General features: G+C 42.4%; 13 protein-coding genes and 1 pseudogene. 10 read left to right on the top strand and 4 right to left on the bottom strand.

Translation table 11 applies throughout. The features are described 5' to 3' along the window. Positions 1–1,453: DUF4114 domain-containing protein (locus tag RMY64_RS34910; protein WP_322702478.1), on the top strand; the 1,453-nt coding region annotated here is incomplete at its 5' end. Positions 1,454–1,599: 146 nt separating this feature from the next. Here RMY64_RS34910 and RMY64_RS34915 read toward each other — a convergent pair. Continuing rightward, positions 1,600–1,971 carry a four-helix bundle copper-binding protein gene (locus tag RMY64_RS34915; RefSeq protein WP_322685176.1) on the bottom strand — a complete coding sequence of 124 codons (372 nt, stop codon included), beginning with the start codon at positions 1,969–1,971 and terminating at the stop codon, positions 1,600–1,602. Between the two features lie 492 nt (positions 1,972–2,463). Continuing rightward, positions 2,464–3,642 (bottom strand): pyridoxal phosphate-dependent aminotransferase, encoded by a 1,179-nt coding sequence (locus tag RMY64_RS34920; protein WP_322702479.1) that lies wholly within the window; start codon positions 3,640–3,642, stop codon positions 2,464–2,466. A gap of 252 nt (positions 3,643–3,894) precedes the next feature. Here RMY64_RS34920 and RMY64_RS34925 point away from each other — a divergent pair, with 252 nt between their 5' ends. Next, complete coding sequence (locus RMY64_RS34925; protein WP_322674893.1) at positions 3,895–4,494, top strand: MBL fold metallo-hydrolase; 600 nt, start codon at positions 3,895–3,897, stop codon at positions 4,492–4,494. 568 nt (positions 4,495–5,062) lie between these two features. Here RMY64_RS34925 and msrB read toward each other — a convergent pair. Then, complete coding sequence (gene msrB, locus RMY64_RS34930; RefSeq protein ID WP_322702480.1) at positions 5,063–5,557, bottom strand: peptide-methionine (R)-S-oxide reductase MsrB; 495 nt, start codon at positions 5,555–5,557, stop codon at positions 5,063–5,065. 229 nt (positions 5,558–5,786) lie between these two features. Continuing rightward, positions 5,787–6,320 carry an MgtC/SapB family protein gene (locus RMY64_RS34935; protein ID WP_322702487.1) on the bottom strand — a complete coding sequence of 178 codons (534 nt, stop codon included), beginning with the start codon at positions 6,318–6,320 and terminating at the stop codon, positions 5,787–5,789. 429 nt (positions 6,321–6,749) lie between these two features. Between RMY64_RS34935 and ssuD the strand changes: the two genes are divergently transcribed. The 8 genes and pseudogenes from ssuD to RMY64_RS36980 all read left to right on the top strand — a co-directional run. Then, entirely contained in the window at positions 6,750–7,910 is a 1,161-nt protein-coding gene (gene ssuD / locus RMY64_RS34940; RefSeq protein WP_322702481.1) for an FMNH2-dependent alkanesulfonate monooxygenase, read from the top strand. 71 nt (positions 7,911–7,981) lie between these two features. Next, positions 7,982–8,548, top strand: a complete 567-nt coding sequence (gene ssuE, locus RMY64_RS34945; RefSeq protein WP_322702482.1) for an NADPH-dependent FMN reductase — start codon at positions 7,982–7,984, stop codon at positions 8,546–8,548. A 513-nt stretch (positions 8,549–9,061) separates the two neighbouring features. After that, on the top strand, positions 9,062–10,399 hold the full coding sequence (locus RMY64_RS34950; protein WP_322702483.1) for an FAD-binding oxidoreductase: 1,338 nt from the start codon (positions 9,062–9,064) through the stop codon (positions 10,397–10,399). Positions 10,400–10,453: 54 nt separating this feature from the next. Continuing rightward, a complete protein-coding gene (locus tag RMY64_RS34955) occupies positions 10,454–11,806 on the top strand; it encodes a (Fe-S)-binding protein (protein ID WP_322702484.1) in 1,353 nt (450 codons plus the stop codon). A 530-nt stretch (positions 11,807–12,336) separates the two neighbouring features. Continuing rightward, positions 12,337–13,635, top strand: coding sequence for a P-loop NTPase fold protein (locus tag RMY64_RS34960; protein ID WP_322702485.1), 1,299 nt, complete (start codon positions 12,337–12,339; stop codon positions 13,633–13,635). A gap of 572 nt (positions 13,636–14,207) precedes the next feature. Then, positions 14,208–17,933 (top strand): eIF2A-related protein, encoded by a 3,726-nt coding sequence (locus RMY64_RS34965; protein ID WP_322702486.1) that lies wholly within the window; start codon positions 14,208–14,210, stop codon positions 17,931–17,933. After that, positions 17,934–18,095: pseudogene (locus RMY64_RS36975) on the top strand (WD40 repeat domain-containing protein); the annotation flags it as partial. 87 nt (positions 18,096–18,182) lie between these two features. Further along, positions 18,183–18,288: hypothetical protein (locus RMY64_RS36980; protein WP_416212173.1), on the top strand; the 106-nt coding region annotated here is incomplete at its 3' end.

Genomic DNA, 18,288 nt, shown 5'->3' on the forward strand with positions numbered 1-18,288 from the left:
CAAATCTAGTTACAACATCCGAGTTCAGACAACTGATGCAAGTGGAGTTACTTATGAAAAAGCATTGGCGATCGCAGTTAACAATCTCAGCGATCCTGGTGCTAACGATGCGCCCACAGATTTGACAGTAAGTCAGCTAGCTGTTGATGAGAACGTTGTTGCGGGAACAGTAATTGGCACATTTACCACCACAGACGCAGATGCAGGTGACACATTCACCTACAGTTTAGTAACCGGAACTGGCGATACCGATAATAGTGCATTCACAATTGTTGGCGATAAGTTACAAATCAACAGTTCCCCAGACTTTGAAACCAAATCTAGTTACAACATCCGAGTTCAGACAACTGATGCAAGTGGAGTTACTTATGAAAAAGCATTGGCGATCGCAGTTAACAATCTCAGCGATCCTGGTGCTAACGATATACCAACCCTGACGAAGAATACTAACGATATCTTTACTATCCAAGGTAAAGGTAACAGTGACAAAGCAACACTCTCAGTCAAGCTGACGGGACAGAGTTCTAAGCATCTTTATGAATTGGGAGTCTTTGCTGTAGATGATGAACAAGGGAAGATTCAAGGTATTGCCCCTTCAGATGCTGGTTACACTGAAGCAGCTTTGAAACGATCCAAGGTGATTCTCTCGTCGCTTACCAATTATCCTGTTGGATTTAATACTAATTTAGCTAGTTTGGAGGAATTTAATTCTGGTCAACACCTAAGATTTTGCTTGGTACGCGATAGCACTACTGATAGTATCTTGGCTGGACAAGCTGCTTTTACAGATGTACTGATTTCCGATCCGACAAATGTTAAAATCGCAAGCTTGGGTAATAATAACTTCTCCTTGTCTTGGAAAGCTAGCAACGGTTCTGAATTCCAGGATTTGATGGTAACAATTCAGGCAACAGATGAAGATTTGCCTTTGGGTGGAGCTTCCCAAGGAAAGCATCAAAGAGAACTCCTTGATTTACGTGGTGTGACACAACAGGTAAAAGCTGATTTTGCCGTCAATAGAGAAGCTGAATACGACAATTTTGTCGGTTTCTATCAAGTGGCTGATGAAAATGGTGGTATCGATACCAACGGCGATGGTACAGCAGATATTCTCGTAGGGCAAGCTGGTTATGCTGAAGCTGCTATACGTGGACGTGTTGCAGGCATTGACTTGATGGTGAATAATCAAGGTAGCGCAAGTTACTCCGGGAATCTCGAGCCTGATTCTCTGTTTGCACCCTTTATTATTGTTAATGGTAAACCCGATGCCATTCTCGATGTCGATGCTAATAACAATCCAGCGGTTTACTTCGCATTTTTGGGCGCTAACTCAGACAAGACAGATCACATTCGTCTGTTAGAAAAAAACACCTTTGGCTTTGAGGATTTGGCAGAGGGTGGTGACAAGGATTTCAACGATATGATTGTGCATGTCAATTTGAGTATTGGTTAGCTATTTCATTGTCAAATTAAGATCAAATCGGCAGTTAAAAACCGCGTCTATGATTAGTTAAGTCTTTACTTCAAGCGCCCAGACCCAAAGAGCCTGAGCGCTTGAATATTAGGTTGCAGAGAAACTTCTGCTAGATTGTTGTGAAATTATGCAGGCATCATGTGCATACTTCTGCAAGACTCTGCACACTTACGGCAAGCGGCAGCACATTCCATCATTTTCGCGTCATCGCTCATCATCTCACACGCCATTGCAGTGCGATCGCACATTTCCGCACAAAGCATACAAGTGCGTTCCATGAACTCAGAACCGCTCATCATCATATTCATGCACATCATGCACATTTCAGAACAATCGCGCATCATACTCATCATGCTCATCATGTTCTTATCCATGTGCTGACCACCTTTGCTCATGCAATGAGTCATGGTTTCCATGCACATTTTATGACAGTCCATACAAACATCCATGCAAGTCTGCATATCTGGAGTCATGGTTTCAGTCATCATCATCATCATCATCGGAAATACCTCCTGATTTTTTGATGCATAAATAGTGTCCTTGAAAGGACTACTCTTCACATTAGTCTTATCCTTTTAAAGAGTCAATGGGGTTTTTAATGCAGAATTTTTAAGCCTACTATCCCGATATAATTACCGGAAAATTGAATAAATTCTACACTATTTTGGTGTTGTTTTCCTGGGGAATGCTATACATTAAGGCTTAAAAAGCCTCGTTTCTAAGTGGGGTTTAATTTGGCAAGTCAGATATACATCGGGATCAAAAGTTAGGGTTAAATTTAATTTAAAAATAATGTTATTATTTTTAATAAATGAATGCCTTAATAAAGCATTTGTAAATTTATATTAAATAGAGTTTTATTAACTTATATTAATTTCAAAATATATGTCTTAAAAAATTCGTAATTCATAATGTAATTTCAACTGCACTTAAAAGAAAATTTACTCAAAAAAAGTAATTTTCACAACTTACATAAGATATAATGTATGTTATAGATTTGATTGCAATTTGAGTAAGCGATCGCTCGCTGCTTGTAACGTCTCAGGTCTTTTGCTGAAACAAAATCTGATCAATGAATGTCCTTTTTCTGGTTGGCTGAAAAAGCTGGAACCGGGAACTACAGCGACACCGATATCTTTAATCAGATGGTAAGTGAATTCAACATCTGTTTTATAGCCAAATTTGGAAATATCTGCAAGAACGTAATAGGCTCCTTGAGGAACGAAATAGGGAATGCCAACTTGGTCTAGAATTTGTAAAATGCTGTCTCGCTTCTGGTGATAAAGTTTGCCTAGTTCTTCATAATAGGATGGTGGCAGTTGCATAGCGGCAACTCCGGCTCGTTGCAATGGTGCAGGTGCGCCAACGGTGAGAAAATCATGGACTTTGCGAATCGCCCCTGTCAATTCGGGGTTTGCCAGAATGTAACCGACTCGCCATCCAGTGACGCTATAAGTTTTGGACAAACCGTTAATAGTAACGGTGCGTTCTGCCATTCCAGGAAGAGTCGCTAGGGCAATATGTTGAGTGCCGTCATAGAGAATATGTTCATAGATTTCATCAGTGAACGCTAACACATCCCATTTTTGACAAAGTTCAGCAATTAAGGTGAGTTCTTCACGGCTAAAGACTTTACCTGTGGGATTATGGGGTGTGTTGATAATAATTGCTTTGGTATTGGCATTGAAAGCTTGACGCAACTGTGCTTCATCAAATGTCCAATGGGGAGGATGCAGTGTCACGTAGCGGGGTATAGCACCAGCTAAAATCGCATCAGGGCCGTAGTTTTCATAATATGGCTCAAATACAATTACTTCGTCACCCGGATCGACTGTCGCCAGCATCACAGATGCCATTGCTTCTGTAGAACCGCAGGTGACGGTGATTTGGGTTTCGGGATCGATATCTAAGCCGAGATACCAACGGACTTTGTTAGCGATCGCATGACGAAATGGGCGATCGCCCCAAGTAATGGCATACTGATTAACATCTGCCTCTATCGCCTGATATGCTGCCTGTTTCAACTCCAAAGGACAAGGAAAATCAGGGAACCCCTGCGCTAAATTCACCGCATCGTGTTGCAGTGCCACCCTGGTCATTTCTCGAATCACCGACTCTGTAAACTGTTCTGCCTTCGCTGATATTTTTTGCCGCCCAATCTTACTCACCCCTATACCTCCGTTAATCTTGGATTGCCGTTATCCGGGAATTCTGTAGCCCAGATAAAACCATAATATTGATAGATTTATCGTAGTATACTCAAATTTTTGATCCAGAGGAAGAAGCAAGGGAGCAGAGGAGGCAGGGAAGGCGGGGGAAGCAGAATAATAACCAATGCCCAATGCCCAATGCCCTTATTATCTATATACTTAATTATTGAGATTAATAGTCAATTATTGAAGTACTGATCCAGAATCATCATGAAATCTTTGCACCGTCCCGATCTTTATAGCTGGTCTAATTTCAATCCGGCAAGAAATATTGATTTCAATGGGATTGCCTGGATTCGCCCAGATGGCAACATCTTGATTGACCCAGTAGCCCTATCAAACCATGATTGGAATCATCTAAAATCCCTCGGCGGTGTGGTTTGGATTGTGCTGACGAATTCTGAGCATGTCAGGGCAAGTAAAGAAATTGCCGATCAAACTTATGCTAAAATTGCTGGCCCGATCGCAGAAAAAGACACTTTTCCTATACCTTGCGATCGCTGGCTATCTGATGGTGAAGAATTTGTCCCAGGACTGGAAGTAATTGAACTCAATGGTTCTAAAACTCCCGGTGAGTTGGCTCTGTTACTAGAAGAGACAACTTTAATTACAGGGGATTTAGTACGGGCACGCAAAGCAGGTAGCTTGACAATTTTACCAGATGACAAGCTGTTGAATCGAGAGGAGGCTGTTGCTTCTATTCGCAGGTTGGCTCAACTGAGTCGGGTAGAAGCAGTGTTGGTGGGGGATGGTTGGCCCGTCTTTCGGGATGGACGCGATCGCTTAAAGGATCTGGTAGCGACGCTGTAAATAATTAGGGTAGCACAGCTAGCTGTGCTACCCTACAGGCGAATGTAGTTCAAATAGATCAAAAAGGCTGTCAGAAGAAAATCAAACAACACCGTATCATGGTAGTTAGTAGCATTTCTGTCTGATACTTTCTTTTTTACCATAAAAGAATATCAGGTAAGTAATATCCTGATTTCCTGACGGCAGAATGCGAAAGCTTTTACTGATTCACTTAGTTGGAGAACGCTGATGTCGAAGGAAAGAAAAAGTAATAAAGAAGCTAAAAAACCTAAAAAAGATCCTAAAGACAAAAAGGAGAAAAAAGACCCAGGCAAATAGAACGATTTAGGTAAATAGTTTTAGCGAAGACCAAGAGTTGCATTTCCTTACATTGACAATATTTCGTCCAGTAGGACTGAATAGGAAAAGTAATTGTCAAAAATTTATTCACTCTTGGTCAAGTATCAAAATCTGATGTATTTAAGTTGTGTGTGCGATGTTAGGACGGGCTGTGACGCTCGATAGTGCAGCGTTAGCGACACAGGAAGGTCTTGACTCGCTAATGCTACGCTATCGGTGATGCAATTTATCAAACAGGCTCAAATTTCAGCGAAACACCGTTCATGCAGTAGCGCTTGCCAGTGGGTGCAGGCCCATCATCAAAAACATGACCCAGATGACCACCACAGCGACTACAATGCACTTCAGTTCTGGTCATAAACAACGACTTGTCTACAGTTGTGGCGATCGCACCTTCAATTGGATTAAAGAAGCTAGGCCAGCCAGTACCACTATTAAATTTGGTATCAGATGTAAACAGTGGTTGTTCGCAGGCGGCACAATAATAAGTACCATTGTCGTATTTCTTATCCAATGGACTGGTGTAAGGGCGTTCAGTTCCATGTTTACGCAATACATTGAACTGTTCTGGCGTTAAAATGGTGCGCCATTCTGACTCTGGTTTGGTAACTTCAAATCCACTTTGAGAAGTTGTCATTGCTTGTGACCCCCAATTGATATACCTTGATAACAGTGCTGTGCCGACTATGACTGCACTAGCCTGTAAAAAATAGCGTTTGTCCATATATCTATTATTTTCTATTTTCCGGTTCACTGAGCAATCAATTCCAGTACGGGATTCCCTACATGAATGACTATAATCAGCGATCGCTCTGAATTAGCCCTGAGAAACTGATTAAAATAAGCTTTGAAACAACAAATTATTTTTCAATAAAATACTAGGCGGCAATACGATCGATTTGACTTAATTTTGGACAATACAAGTATAGTTTTCAATTGGAGGATAACGATAGTCAATCATCATCTTCATCAGAAATGGTTGTTAGATCCTGATTAGTACTTTGTTTACCCTGACTCGTCAGAAATACAAATGTGCGATTGAGCCGCTTCACGCCACTTAGGGTAATCAGAGTCAGTAAGCCTCCCAATAATCCCATTTGCCATAGACCACAACCAATTGCAGCCCCCAACCCAGCCGCCGTCCAGACACAGGCGGCTGTAGTTAAACCTTTTACTTTTGGCGTTGCAGATTTTCTCGGAGACTCTTGTAAAATCAATCCAGCTCCGAGAAATCCAACTCCGGTAGCTACACCTTGAATTGTGCGACTCAGTGCATTGGTAGCAGCATAGGGACTCTCGCCTTCAACCTGCAAAGGAATCATCACAAATAATGCTGCCCCCATACTCACGAGCATAAATGTTCTCATCCCTGCTGGTCTACCTCCTTGCTGACGGTTGAATCCAATCAAGCAACCAACCAGGAGCGCCAAAGACAATCTAAACGCTATATGTGGCCAATCGTTGGCAGCAATAAACATCGGCCCCATTGCCTTATTTCTCCTAGAGACAGAACGGAATTTTGCACCTATTGGCAGTGTGGGCTGGATGGCTACCCACTTTTGTAGCTGAAAACTTAAGCACTGCAAATCAATAGGCTTTCAGTACATTAAGGTTAATTTAACAAAAGGTTAGGAATAAGTAAACTAATATACTCAAAGCTACCATTGATGTATTCTTCCTAGAGACAGAGGCAGGGGAAGAAGAACTATTGATTGTTATCTATACCCAATCCCCAATTTCCAATTTTTGCGATCGCTAGCTTATTGAACACCGCCTAATATACATTGTTCTGATAGAGATACCGGAGTTTTACGAAAAACTTCTTGCTTGATTAAGTAGGATATGTGATATTGTTAAAACTATAAATAAAGCACGGTATTTCTATCGAATTGCCGTAGTTTAAAAGGACAGGATTCATGCAGCTACTATGGTTCATCCCAACCCACGGCGACGGACGTTACCTTGCAACTGCTACAGGTGGAAGAGCAGTAAGCTTTCCCTATCTGCGGCAGATAGCCCAAGCGGTGGATGACCTTGGTTATACAGGGGCATTGCTGCCTACAGGCCGCTCTTGCGAAGATGCTTGGATTGTAGCGTCAACCTTGGTATCACTGACGCGACAGATGCGTTTTTTAGTAGCGATTCGTCCCGGCTTGGTATCACCTGGAGTAGCGGCGCGGATGGCGGCGACTTTCGATCGCCTCTCTGGGGGACGCTTGCTGATTAATGTCGTGACCGGTGGCGATCCCGTAGAATTGGCGGGAGATGGCTTGCATTTGGATCACGATCGCCGCTATGAATTAACAGATGAATTTTTGACAGTATGGCGAGCGATCGCTAGTGGCGAACAAGTCAATCTCCAAGGCGACTATCTTAATATCCAAGATGGGAAACTGCTGTTTCCACCTGTTCAAAAGCCATATCCGCCCTTGTGGTTTGGCGGTTCCTCTCCTGTGGCTCAAAAAATTGCTGCCAAGCACGTAGATGTCTATCTAACTTGGGGCGAACCACCGGCGCAAGTAGCCGAGAAGATTGCAGCAGTTCGCAGACTTGCTTTATCAGAAGGCCGGACTTTGCGGTTTGGGATTCGTTTACACGTGATTGTCCGCGAAACCGAGAGTGAAGCTTGGGATGCAGCGAATGATTTGATTAAATATGTAGATGACGAAGCGATCGCAAAAGCCCAAAAAGCTTATGCCCGAATGGATTCAGTTGGACAACAGCGAATGACTCAATTACACCACGGTAATCGTGAGGCATTAGAGATCAGCCCGAACCTGTGGGCGGGAGTCGGTTTAGTGCGGGGTGGCGCGGGAACAGCTTTAGTAGGCGATCCCCAAACTGTAGCCGCTAGGATATTGGAATATGCAGATTTAGGTATTGAATCCTTTATCCTCTCTGGCTATCCCCACCTAGAGGAAGCTTATCGAGTTGCAGAACTTCTATTTCCCCATTTGCCATTAGATAATTTACCCGCAGTGGAGAAGCAACACGTCTTAAGTCCATTTGGCGAGATTGTGGCAAATGAAGATTTCCCTAAGCAGCAACATCAGGAGAAAGCCACATCCATATCCTAGTAAAGTTTAGGGTATTGGGCATTGGTTATTTCCCATTCCCCATTCCGATTAATGCATAGGAGTTTAATTGAATGACAAATATTTTAGCGATCGCAGGTAGTCCAACCCACCCATCTAGAACCTATGGTGTTGTCGAATACACTGCCCAGCTTTTACAGCAAGAAGGCTTGCATGTAGATATTATTTCAGTTCGGGATTTGCCTGCTGAAGATTTAGTTTTTGGACGTTACGATAGCCCTGCTTTAGAACAGCCAAAAGAATTATTAGCAAAGGCAGATGGTGTGATTATTGCCACCCCAATTTACAAAGCTGCTTACACAGGAGTGCTAAAAACATTTCTAGATTTGCTGCCACAAAAATCATTAACAGGTAAACCAGTCTTACCAATTGCTTTGGGTGGAACGATCGCTCATTTATTGGCAATTGAATATGCCCTAAAACCTGTGTTATCTGAATTAGGAGCGCGGTATATCCTCGCTACTATTTATGCGGTAGACAAACAAATTCAACGCCAAGCCGATAACAGCGTCCTGTTAGATGAGGAAATTGAGCAAAGACTCAAAGACGTTCTCAAGGAATTTGTTAAAGCTGTAGAATATGATGCCGCAGCGCCTCAAGAATTGGTTCATGCCAATTAAATAATTAAGTTTATACCTCCGTTTGCTTGTAGCAGAGGGGTAACTTTTACCCATCTGTTACTTTTTTTTAAGTTAATCAGAGCCACATAACTTTACTTTCATAAATTGCACTTTTTTTGCAATATTAAAATTATTTATAGACTTCGATCATACTTATCTCCTAACTTCTATAGTCTATTCAACTAACACTGCTATAATTTATTATTTTTTTTATAAAATATCTTGTATATATGCAAATTGTCTCCTAACTCTACCTGTAGTAGATGAGTGAAATTTACTCATCTACTACTTTCTCCACTTAAATTTCAAACTTTATCAACAAATTCACAAAATTATAGGTTGGATAAGGCTAATACCTTACAGCAGTTTTCATATATTTGAATTACACCTGTGTTGGCGCAACCAGCCGTAGGAATCGCTTTTCATATTAAAGCCACCGTATATTAATAGCAATGCGCTTTTTTGGTCAGGTTAGCCAGTAAATTAGAAGTAGGGCGTAAAAAAATAAACTTAATGAAAGCGATGTCTAACGACAAGCCGCAAGGCGTCTGCGCTTCTGAACTTGCATCTATCGTCGGTGAAGAAAATGCTATTTGCCTTTGGGAAAATATCGAACTCAGTCAGCAAAAACGTATCCAACAAGCTATAGCTTCTGGAAATTCACCCAGTTGTATTGTCTATCCCCGCAGCCAAGAACAGCTAGCCGCAGTCATTACCACGGCTCACGCAAATAACTGGCGTGTCCTTCCCTGTGGTAGTGGCAGTAAACTTAGCTGGGGTGGTTTAGCAAAAAGCATTGATGTTGTAGTTAGTACAGAACGCATCAACCAACTGATTGAACACGCTGTTGGCGATTTGACTGTCACAGTCGAAGCTGGGATGAAGTTCTCTGATTTGCAAGCACTTTTGGCAAAATCGCGGCAATTTCTCGCCCTTGACCCGACAGCACCAGAGTCAGCAACCATTGGCGGTATTGTTGCTACAGGTGATACAGGTTCTCTGCGGCAACGTTATGGCAGTGTACGCGACCAGTTACTAGGTATTACCTTTGTCCGTGCTGATGGAGAAATCGCCAAAGCTGGGGGAAGAGTAGTAAAAAATGTTGCTGGATATGACTTGATGAAGTTGCTTACCGGGTCTTATGGCACATTAGGCTTTATTAGTCAATTAACTTTTCGCCTGTATCCGCTAGCCGAGGCATCGGGGACGGTGGTACTAACTGGGAAAGCTGAGGCTGTATCTCAAGCGGCTAATATCCTTCGAGGTTCGGCGTTAACACCAGTTCAGGCTGATTTGCTATCAACTAAATTAGTGTCTAGTTTAGGATTGGGTGAAGGACTGGGATTAATTGCTCGGTTTCAAAGTATTAGTGAGAGTGTTAAGGAACAATCAAACCGAGTTTTGGAAGTTGGACAAAAGTTAGGGTTAAATGGGGCAATTTTTACCGATGGTGATGAAGCTAATCTATGGCAGAGATTGCAAGAACGAATACATACTACTGCTACAGAATCGGTAATTAGCTGCAAAATAGGAGTGTTACCTACTGCTGCTGTGGGGATTTTGACTCAATTGGAGTTGGGTTTAATTCATATTAGTAGTGGTTTAGGTTTGTTACAATTAGAGAGTAAAAATCAAGTTTTGAAAATCCGCGATCGCTTAGGCTTTCCTGGAAACAATGCCACTCAAGCAAGTAGTGGTTTTTTAACAATTCTGTCAGCACCAGTTGCGGTTAAAGAACAAATAGATGTTTGGGGTTATACGGGTAATGCTTTGCCGTTGATGCGCCGTATTAAGGAACAGTTTGATAGTAAGAATATTTTAAGTCCTGGCCGGTTTGTGGGTGGAATTTAAGCAACGAACCGCTAAGACACAAAGAACGCTGAGATAGAGAGGGGAAAAGAATATATGCAAGTTTCAAAAAATTCTGTTAATAATACGGCTACTTTAAAGAATTTGAAGGGCTTTGATGAGAGTCATCCACCCGATCCGAAGTTAATTGATAGTTGCGTACATTGTGGATTTTGTCTTTCGACTTGTCCTAGTTATCGGGTGCTGGGTAAGGAGATGGATTCTCCTAGAGGACGCGTCTATTTAATGGATGCAATTAATGAGGGTGAAATTGCTCTCAATACCGCAACAGTAGAACATTTTGATTCTTGTTTAGGATGTCTTGCTTGTGTGAGTACTTGTCCTTCTGGCGTGCAGTATGACAAGTTAATTTCTGCAACTCGTCATCAAGTTGAACGAAATTATCCCCGCAGTTTACCAGATCGATTTTTTCGCCAACTGATATTTTCTCTGTTTCCTTATCCCAATCTTTTACGGGTTTTATTAGTTCCGTTGTTAGTTTATCAAAAGTTAGGATTTCCTAAGTTATTTCGGGCTACGGGTTTACTGAATAAAATATCGCCCCGTTTGGCAGCAATGGAATCAATTCTGCCAGAAATTACTCTCAAATCTTTTCAAGATAATCTGCCTACTGTGATTCCTGCTAAAGGTGAAAAGCGGTATCGAGTCGGGGTAATTTTGGGTTGCGTCCAACGACTGTTTTTCTCCCCTGTAAATGAAGCGACAGTGCGCGTTTTAACAGCGAATGGTTGTGAAGTTGTGATTCCCAAATCTCAAGGTTGTTGTGCGGCGCTTCCCGAACACCAAGGACAAACAGAACAGGCGAAAGCTTTAGCAAGACAGATGATTGATAGTTTTGCCAAAACAGATGTAGATTTTGTAATTATCAATGCTGCTGGTTGCGGTCATACTTTAAAAGAATACGGTCATATTTTAGAAGATGACCCAGAATATCGAGAAAAGGCAAAGGATTTTGCCGCTAAAGTTAAAGATGCTCAAGAATTTTTGGCAACTGTTGGCTTAACAGCGAAACTTTCACCGTTGACCGATCAACCATTGAATTTAGTTTATCAAGATGCTTGTCATTTATTGCACGGACAAAAGATTAGCGTCCAACCGCGTCAGGTGTTGCGACAAATTCCAGGGGTGAAGTTGAGAGAACCAATAGATGCAGCTTTATGTTGTGGCAGTGCCGGAGTTTATAATATGCTGCAACCAGAAGTGTCTGAAGAATTGGGTCGGCAAAAAGTGCAAAATTTGTTGAATACTGGTGCTGAGTTAATTGCTTCTGCTAACCCAGGGTGTACTTTGCAAATTACGAAACATTTGCAGTTGCAAGGTAAGAAGATTTCAGTTATTCACCCGATGGAGTTGTTAGATTATTCGATTCGCGGTGAGAAGTTAAAGTAAAAGAACCCCAAAGAGCCAAAACTGCGCTTTGGCTCCCCTCCTCCCTAACTCTACGGTGTACATACAAGTTGAAATATTTTACTCATTTGGGTTTAGGCGTAGGTTTTACCCCTCCCTAACCCTCCCCTTGTAAAGGGGAGGGAACTAGATTTTCGATTTCCCCTGTAAGATTGGTGCAACATACTTGAATCTCAGCTTGTAAAGGCGAGGGAACTAGATTTTCCGGTTTCTCCTGTAAGATTGGTGCAACATACTTGAATCTCAGCTTGTGAAGGCGAGGGAACTAGATTTTCCGGTTTCCCCCCTTTACAAGGGGGGATTAAGGGGGGTAATTCGACTTATGTCTACACCAAGGATTTCGGATTAATTTGATACCAATACACAGCTGTGTGCCCCTACTATTGGGATATTTTTTTATTGGAAGTCCCTTAATCAGCCAGCTTAAAGACTTTTTTCCGAAATAGCCGCTTTATCGTCTGTATAATCACTGAAATGGGCTAGAGCGTCAAGCTGATTTCGGGTAATTTGTGATGAAACTAGATTTAGTCAGGTTTTTTCAAGCTTGCAACCCCAGTAAAACTCTGATTGTGAGCAAACCGGAGGATAGACAATATTATATTGATTTCTCTAAAGTGCGTGGTGCCAAAATTATTGAGGAACTTGGGCGAACTATCACCCGCCTTTCACCTGAAGAACCCACTTGTCAATTGTTTACCGGACATATCGGCTGTGGCAAATCCACTGAATTACTGCGGCTAAAGGCAGAGTTAGAACAGCAGGGATTTCACGTGGTTTATTTCGAGTCTAGCCAAAGCTTGGATATGGCTGATATTGATGTTACAGATATTTTATTAGCAGTAGCTCGTGAGGTTAGTCAAAGTCTAGAAGCAATCAAAATTAACCTCAAGCCTGGATACTTTCAAACTCTGTTTACTGAACTTGGTGAATTTTTACAAACGCCGATAGAACTTGGGGGAGAGTTATCTGTAGGTATTGCCAAAATTACTGCCAAAACTAAAGATAGTCCCAAACTTCGCGCTCAGTTACGGCAATATTTAGAACCGCGCACCAACGGCATTTTAGAATCAATCAACAAAGAATTGCTCAAGCCTGCGAGAGAAAAACTTAAGCAGCAAGGTAAAAAAGGACTGGTGGTAATTATAGATAATCTCGACAGAGTAGATAATTCTTTAAAGCCTTCGGGTTATTATCAGCCAGAATATCTCTTTGTGGAACGGGGCGAACAGTTAAACCAGCTAAATTGTCATGTTGTTTATACCATTCCCTTAGTGTTGATTTTTTCCAACGCTTTAGGAAGATTAACAAATCGCTTTGGCGTAGACCCCAAGGTTTTGCCGATGGTTCCTGTGCAATTACAAGATGGTTTGCAATTCTCACAAGGAATCACGCTGCTGCAACAGATGGTGATGGCGAGGGCTTTTCCTGGTGTTAGTTGGGAACAAAGCCAGCATTTAATTACTGAGGTTTTTGATAGTCCTGATACTTTAGAGCGACTTTGCCGAGTTAGCGGCGGTCATTTGCGTAACTTGTTGATGTTATTGTTTCGCTGTCTTCAGCAAGAAGACCCGCCTTTGTCGCGGGAGTGCGTGGATAGGGTGATTAAACAACGCCGCAACGAGCTAACTTTGGCAATTACGCCTGATGAATGGGAAGTACTGCGTGAGGTGGCGCAAAAGAAAAGCTTGAGAGGTCATGAAAGATACGAACTTTTGCTCCGCAGTATGTTTGTATTTGAATACCGAAATGAAGATGGTTCTTGGTTTGATGTCAATCCAATTTTGGCTGAAGCCAAGGAATTTAAGTTATAAATCGGCGTATATGAACAATTACCCCCCTTACTCCCCCCTTATAAAGGGCTACGGTGTACACACAAGTCGAATTACCCCCCTCAATTCCCCCTTGCAAAGGGGGGAAGCCGGAAATCTAATTCCCTCCCCTTTATAAGGGGAGGGTTAGGGTGGGGTAAAACCTTGGGTTTTTCAGCTATTTCAGACTTGTGTGTACACCGTAGCCTTAAAGGAAGAGAGAAATAGAAGTGAGGTTTTCCAGATACCGCGATAAGTCAGGTGCGGGAGCTAGATCAACAAGTGCGGGAGCTAAATCAACAAGTGCGGGAGCTAAATCAACAAGTGCGGGAGCTAGATCAACAAGTGCGGGAGCTAGATCAATAAGTGCGGGAGCTAGATCAATAAGTGCGGGAGCTAGATCGACAAGTGCGGGAGCCGTGTCAGTTGTCATTTTCACAACTACAGCTTTTTACAACTAGCAAAAATCGCCCTTTCTGCCCCCTGCTCCACTTCGACTACGCTCAGTGACCTCCTGCCTCCTGCTTCCAAACCCATAATTTTATACTTTATGCAAAAGAAAACTGCTGTATGTTATGAGTAATCAGCAAGAACCGGAAAATTTAGCTTTTGATAATCAGAGTTCATTACAAACTTTAGTCAGAGCAATTACCTTTTCTCAGGGGCAGTTTTCGCTGATTATATTGCGCTGTAACTATGCTGCTTTACGTCAGCGAATGGTAGAACGGCTGCACCAATTATCTCCTGTACAGATTCACGAAATTACTTTACCTGCATCAGTCAAAACGCTTTACACAAATATACGCGAACAATTGGGAGATGAACAGCCACCTGCATTGATGGTTTTTGGTTTGGAGTCAGTTAAAAATATTGATACAGTTCTGACTTCAGCGAACCAAGTACGAGAGGAGTTTAGAAAAAACTTCCCGTTTCCGATATTGTTGTGGGTTAATGATTCAGTTCTGCAAAAATTTATTCGATTAGCAACTGATTTAGAGAATTGGGCAACTATCATTGAATTTGAAAACCCTACGGATGAATTAGTTAACTTCCTCCAGCAAAAGACTGATGAAATCTTTGCTGATGAGGTAACGCCTAATTCCCAAATGTGCCGGGAATTAGAAACCGCTCGTAAAGATTTGCAAAATCGAGGAGAAGTATTAGAAGCAGCAGTTGAAGCAAGTTTAGAGTTTTTGTTGGGCTTGAATGATTATCTACATAACCAGATAGATTCTGCTTTAGCGCATTATCAACAAAGCTTGGAGTTCTGGCGACGAAGTAATTATTTAGAGCGACAAGGTATATTACTTGTTAATATTGCTTCAGCTTATAACCGCCAAGCCGAAAAAAATCAGACAGAAAATCAACGCTATTGGCAAGAGTCGAGAAATTACCTTCAGCAAGCTATTGATATTTTTGAACAAGCACAACGTTCTGATTTAGTTGCAAAACATATTACTAAACTGGGTGAAGTGCTACGACATTTACAAGTATGGTCAGAGTTACAAAGCCTTGTGGAAAAATCTTTGCCGCTACATCAAAATTATGGCACGCCGTTGCAGTTGGCTCAAGATTATGGCTTTTTGGCAGAAATAGCTTTAGAGCAGTCACGCTGGGATGAAGCTCATCAACTCGCAGGGCAAGCATTGCAAATATTAGCTGAGATACCTAATTTACAATCAAATGAATTTGGCTTGTATCGGTTTATTTTAGCCAAATCTCAACAGGGTTTAGGTGAAATTCCAGTAGCAATTAATAGTTTCAAAACTGCAAAAGCTGAAAGTAATCATCAGTATAACCCACGATTATATATATCTATATTAGAAAGGTTACGCTCACTCTACTTTGAGCAAGGTGAATATCTCAAAGCTTTTTATATTAAGCAAGAGCAGTTACAAATTGAACAACAGTATGGTTTCCGCGCCTTTGTTGGTGCATCTTATCTCAATCCGCAGCGACAGGCAATTAGTTCTGCATTGCAAGTAGAAAATTCTGAAACAATTGCTGAAGAAATTGCTGCTTCTGGTCGGGGACAAGATGTGAAGCGGTTGCGAGAAAGAATTGGCGGGACTGAGCATAAATTGACTGTAATTCATGGTCAGTCAGGAGTGGGTAAAAGTTCAATTTTGCAAGGTGGATTAATCCCGGCGTTGCAACAGCAAGCAATTGGCGAACGAGATGCTTTACCGCTTTTGTTGCGAGTTTATACAGATTGGGTGGGGATGTTGGGGCAGAGTTTGGCTAAAGCTTTTGAGGAAGTCAGAGGAAATCAATTATCTGTTAATCTTGATTCTTCAGCAGCTATTTTAGAACAATTACGAAGAAATGCTGACCGGAATTTATTGACAGTTTTAATGTTTGACCAGTTTGAAGAGTTTTTCTTTGTTTATCCAGACCAAAGTCAACGACGAGCATTTTATGAGTTTTTGCGAGTTTGTCTAGATATTCCTTTTGTCAAGGTAATTCTGTCTTTGCGGGAAGATTATTTACATTATTTATTAGAATTAGAACGTCTGTTTACTTTAACTGCAATTAATAATAATATTCTCGATAAAAATATTCGCTATTACTTGGGTAACTTTTCGCCAGCCGATGCGAAGGCTGTTGTGCAGAGTTTAACAGAACGCTCTCAATTTTATCTTGAGCCTGCGCTCATCGATCAATTAGTGCGGGATTTAGCAGGTGATTTGGGGGAGGTACGTCCAATTGAGTTGCAAATTGTGGGGACGCAATTGCAAACTGAGAAAATTACAACTCTAGAAAAGTATCGTCAGTTTGGTACGAAAGAAAAACTGGTTGAGCAATTTTTAGAAGAAGTTATTCAAGATTGTGGCGCGGAAAATGAATGTGTTGCACAACTGGTTTTATATTTACTCACAGATGAAAATGGTACTCGTCCCCTGAAGACTCGTGCTGAGTTAGTCGCAGATTTAACAGCAGAAGTTGATAAATTAGATTTGGTGTTAGAGATTTTTGTGGCATCAAGGTTAGTATTGCTGTTACCAGAATCGCCTGCTGACCGTTATCAACTGGTACATGATTATCTAGTGGCTTTTATTCGTAAGCAACAGGGAAGTGAGTTGTTAGCAGAGTTGGCAAAAGTACGTGAGCAACAGAAACTAACTGAAGAAGAACTAAAACGCGAACAAAAAGCAAGACAAATATTAGCTGATGCTAAACGCGAAGCTGACAAGCAAATTCAGCAAGGGCGCAAGAGGTTGGCAATCAGTTCTGGTTTATCTGTAGCTTTATTAGTAGTCGCAGGTATAGGGTCTGGTTACGCGGGTTTTAAAGCGCAGCAAGCAGAAACGGCACAAAAAGAAGCGCAACAAGGAACACAGCTAGAACGGGCAGGTGTTAACGCTTTAAGACAGTTTGAGTATGCCGGCGAGTTAGAATCGCTGGTGGCAGCAATGCAGAGTGGGAAAGAGTTAAAAACTTTGGTAAAAGATGGTCGCCCTTTAGAAAAATATCCAGCTATCAGCCCTATTTTTACTTTGGATAGTATTCTCAATAAAATTAAAGAACGTAACCAGTTTCAAGGGCATCAAGATTGGGTCTTAAGTGTGAGTTTCAGCCCGGACGGCAAAACCATCGCCACGGCATCACTAAACGGGACAGCGCGGTTGTGGAACCTGCAAGGGCAACTGCTACAAGAATTCAAAGGGCATCAAGATTGGGTCTATAGTGTGAGTTTCAGCCCGGACGGCAAAACCATTGCCACGGCATCACTAAACGGGACAGCGCGGTTGTGGAACCTGCAAGGGCAACTGCTACAAGAATTCAAAGGGCATCGAGGTGGTGCCTGGGGTGTGAGTTTCAGCCCGGACGGCAAAACCATTGCCACGGCATCATCAGACAAGACAGCGCGGTTGTGGAACCTGCAAGGGCAACTGCTGCAAGAATTCAAAGGGCATCAAAGCGGTGTCTCAAGTGTGAGTTTCAGCCCAGACGGCAAAACCATTGCCACGGCATCATTAGACAACACAGCGCGGTTGTGGAACCTGCAAGGGCAACTGCTGCAAGAATTCAAAGGGCATCAAGGCGGTGTCTCAAGTGTGAGTTTCAGCCCAGACGGCAAAACCATCGCCACGGCATCATTAGACAACACAGCGCGGTTGTGGACGCTCGACGGGCAACTGCTGCAAGAATTCAAAGGGCATCAAGGCTCGGTCTTAAGTGTGAGTTTCAGCCCGGACGGCAAAACCATCGCTACGGCATCATTAGACAACACAGCGCGGTTGTGGACGCTCAACGGGCAACTGCTACAAGAATTCAAAGGGCATCAAGGCACAGTCTGAAGTGTGAGTTTCAGCCCGGACGGTAAAACCATCGCCACGGCATCAGATGACAAGACAGCGCGGTTGTGGACGCTCAACGGGCAACTACTACAAGAATTCAAAGGGCATCAAGGCACAGTCTGGGGTGTGAGTTTCAGCCCGGACGGCAAAACCATCGCCACGGCATTACAAGACGGGACAGCGCGGTTGTGGACGCTCAACGGGCAACTACTACAAGAATTTAAAGGGGATCAAGGATATGTCTCTAGTGTGAGTTTCAGCCCAGACGGCAAAACCATCGCCACGGCATCACTAAACGGGACAGCGCGGTTGTGGACGCTCAACGGGCAACTGCTACAAGAATTCAAAGGGCATC

It is taken from the genome of Nostoc sp. DedQUE08 (genome assembly GCF_034530895.1).
In the GTDB taxonomy this organism is placed as follows: Bacteria; Cyanobacteriota; Cyanobacteriia; order Cyanobacteriales; family Nostocaceae; genus Nostoc.

What these genes read in the sequence shown, in the direction of transcription:
- RMY64_RS34915 (WP_322685176.1), bottom strand. Translation starts at nt 1,971, where the DNA reads ATGATGATGATGATGACTGAAACCATGACTCCAGATATGCAGACTTGC.
- RMY64_RS34925 (WP_322674893.1), top strand. Translation starts at nt 3,895, where the DNA reads ATGAAATCTTTGCACCGTCCCGATCTTTATAGCTGGTCTAATTTCAAT.
- msrB (WP_322702480.1), bottom strand. Translation starts at nt 5,557, where the DNA reads ATGGACAAACGCTATTTTTTACAGGCTAGTGCAGTCATAGTCGGCACA.
- RMY64_RS34935 (WP_322702487.1), bottom strand. Translation starts at nt 6,320, where the DNA reads ATGGGGCCGATGTTTATTGCTGCCAACGATTGGCCACATATAGCGTTT.
- ssuD (WP_322702481.1), top strand. Translation starts at nt 6,750, where the DNA reads ATGCAGCTACTATGGTTCATCCCAACCCACGGCGACGGACGTTACCTT.
- ssuE (WP_322702482.1), top strand. Translation starts at nt 7,982, where the DNA reads ATGACAAATATTTTAGCGATCGCAGGTAGTCCAACCCACCCATCTAGA.
- RMY64_RS34950 (WP_322702483.1), top strand. Translation starts at nt 9,062, where the DNA reads ATGAAAGCGATGTCTAACGACAAGCCGCAAGGCGTCTGCGCTTCTGAA.
- RMY64_RS34955 (WP_322702484.1), top strand. Translation starts at nt 10,454, where the DNA reads ATGCAAGTTTCAAAAAATTCTGTTAATAATACGGCTACTTTAAAGAAT.
- RMY64_RS34960 (WP_322702485.1), top strand. Translation starts at nt 12,337, where the DNA reads ATGAAACTAGATTTAGTCAGGTTTTTTCAAGCTTGCAACCCCAGTAAA.
- RMY64_RS34965 (WP_322702486.1), top strand. Translation starts at nt 14,208, where the DNA reads ATGAGTAATCAGCAAGAACCGGAAAATTTAGCTTTTGATAATCAGAGT.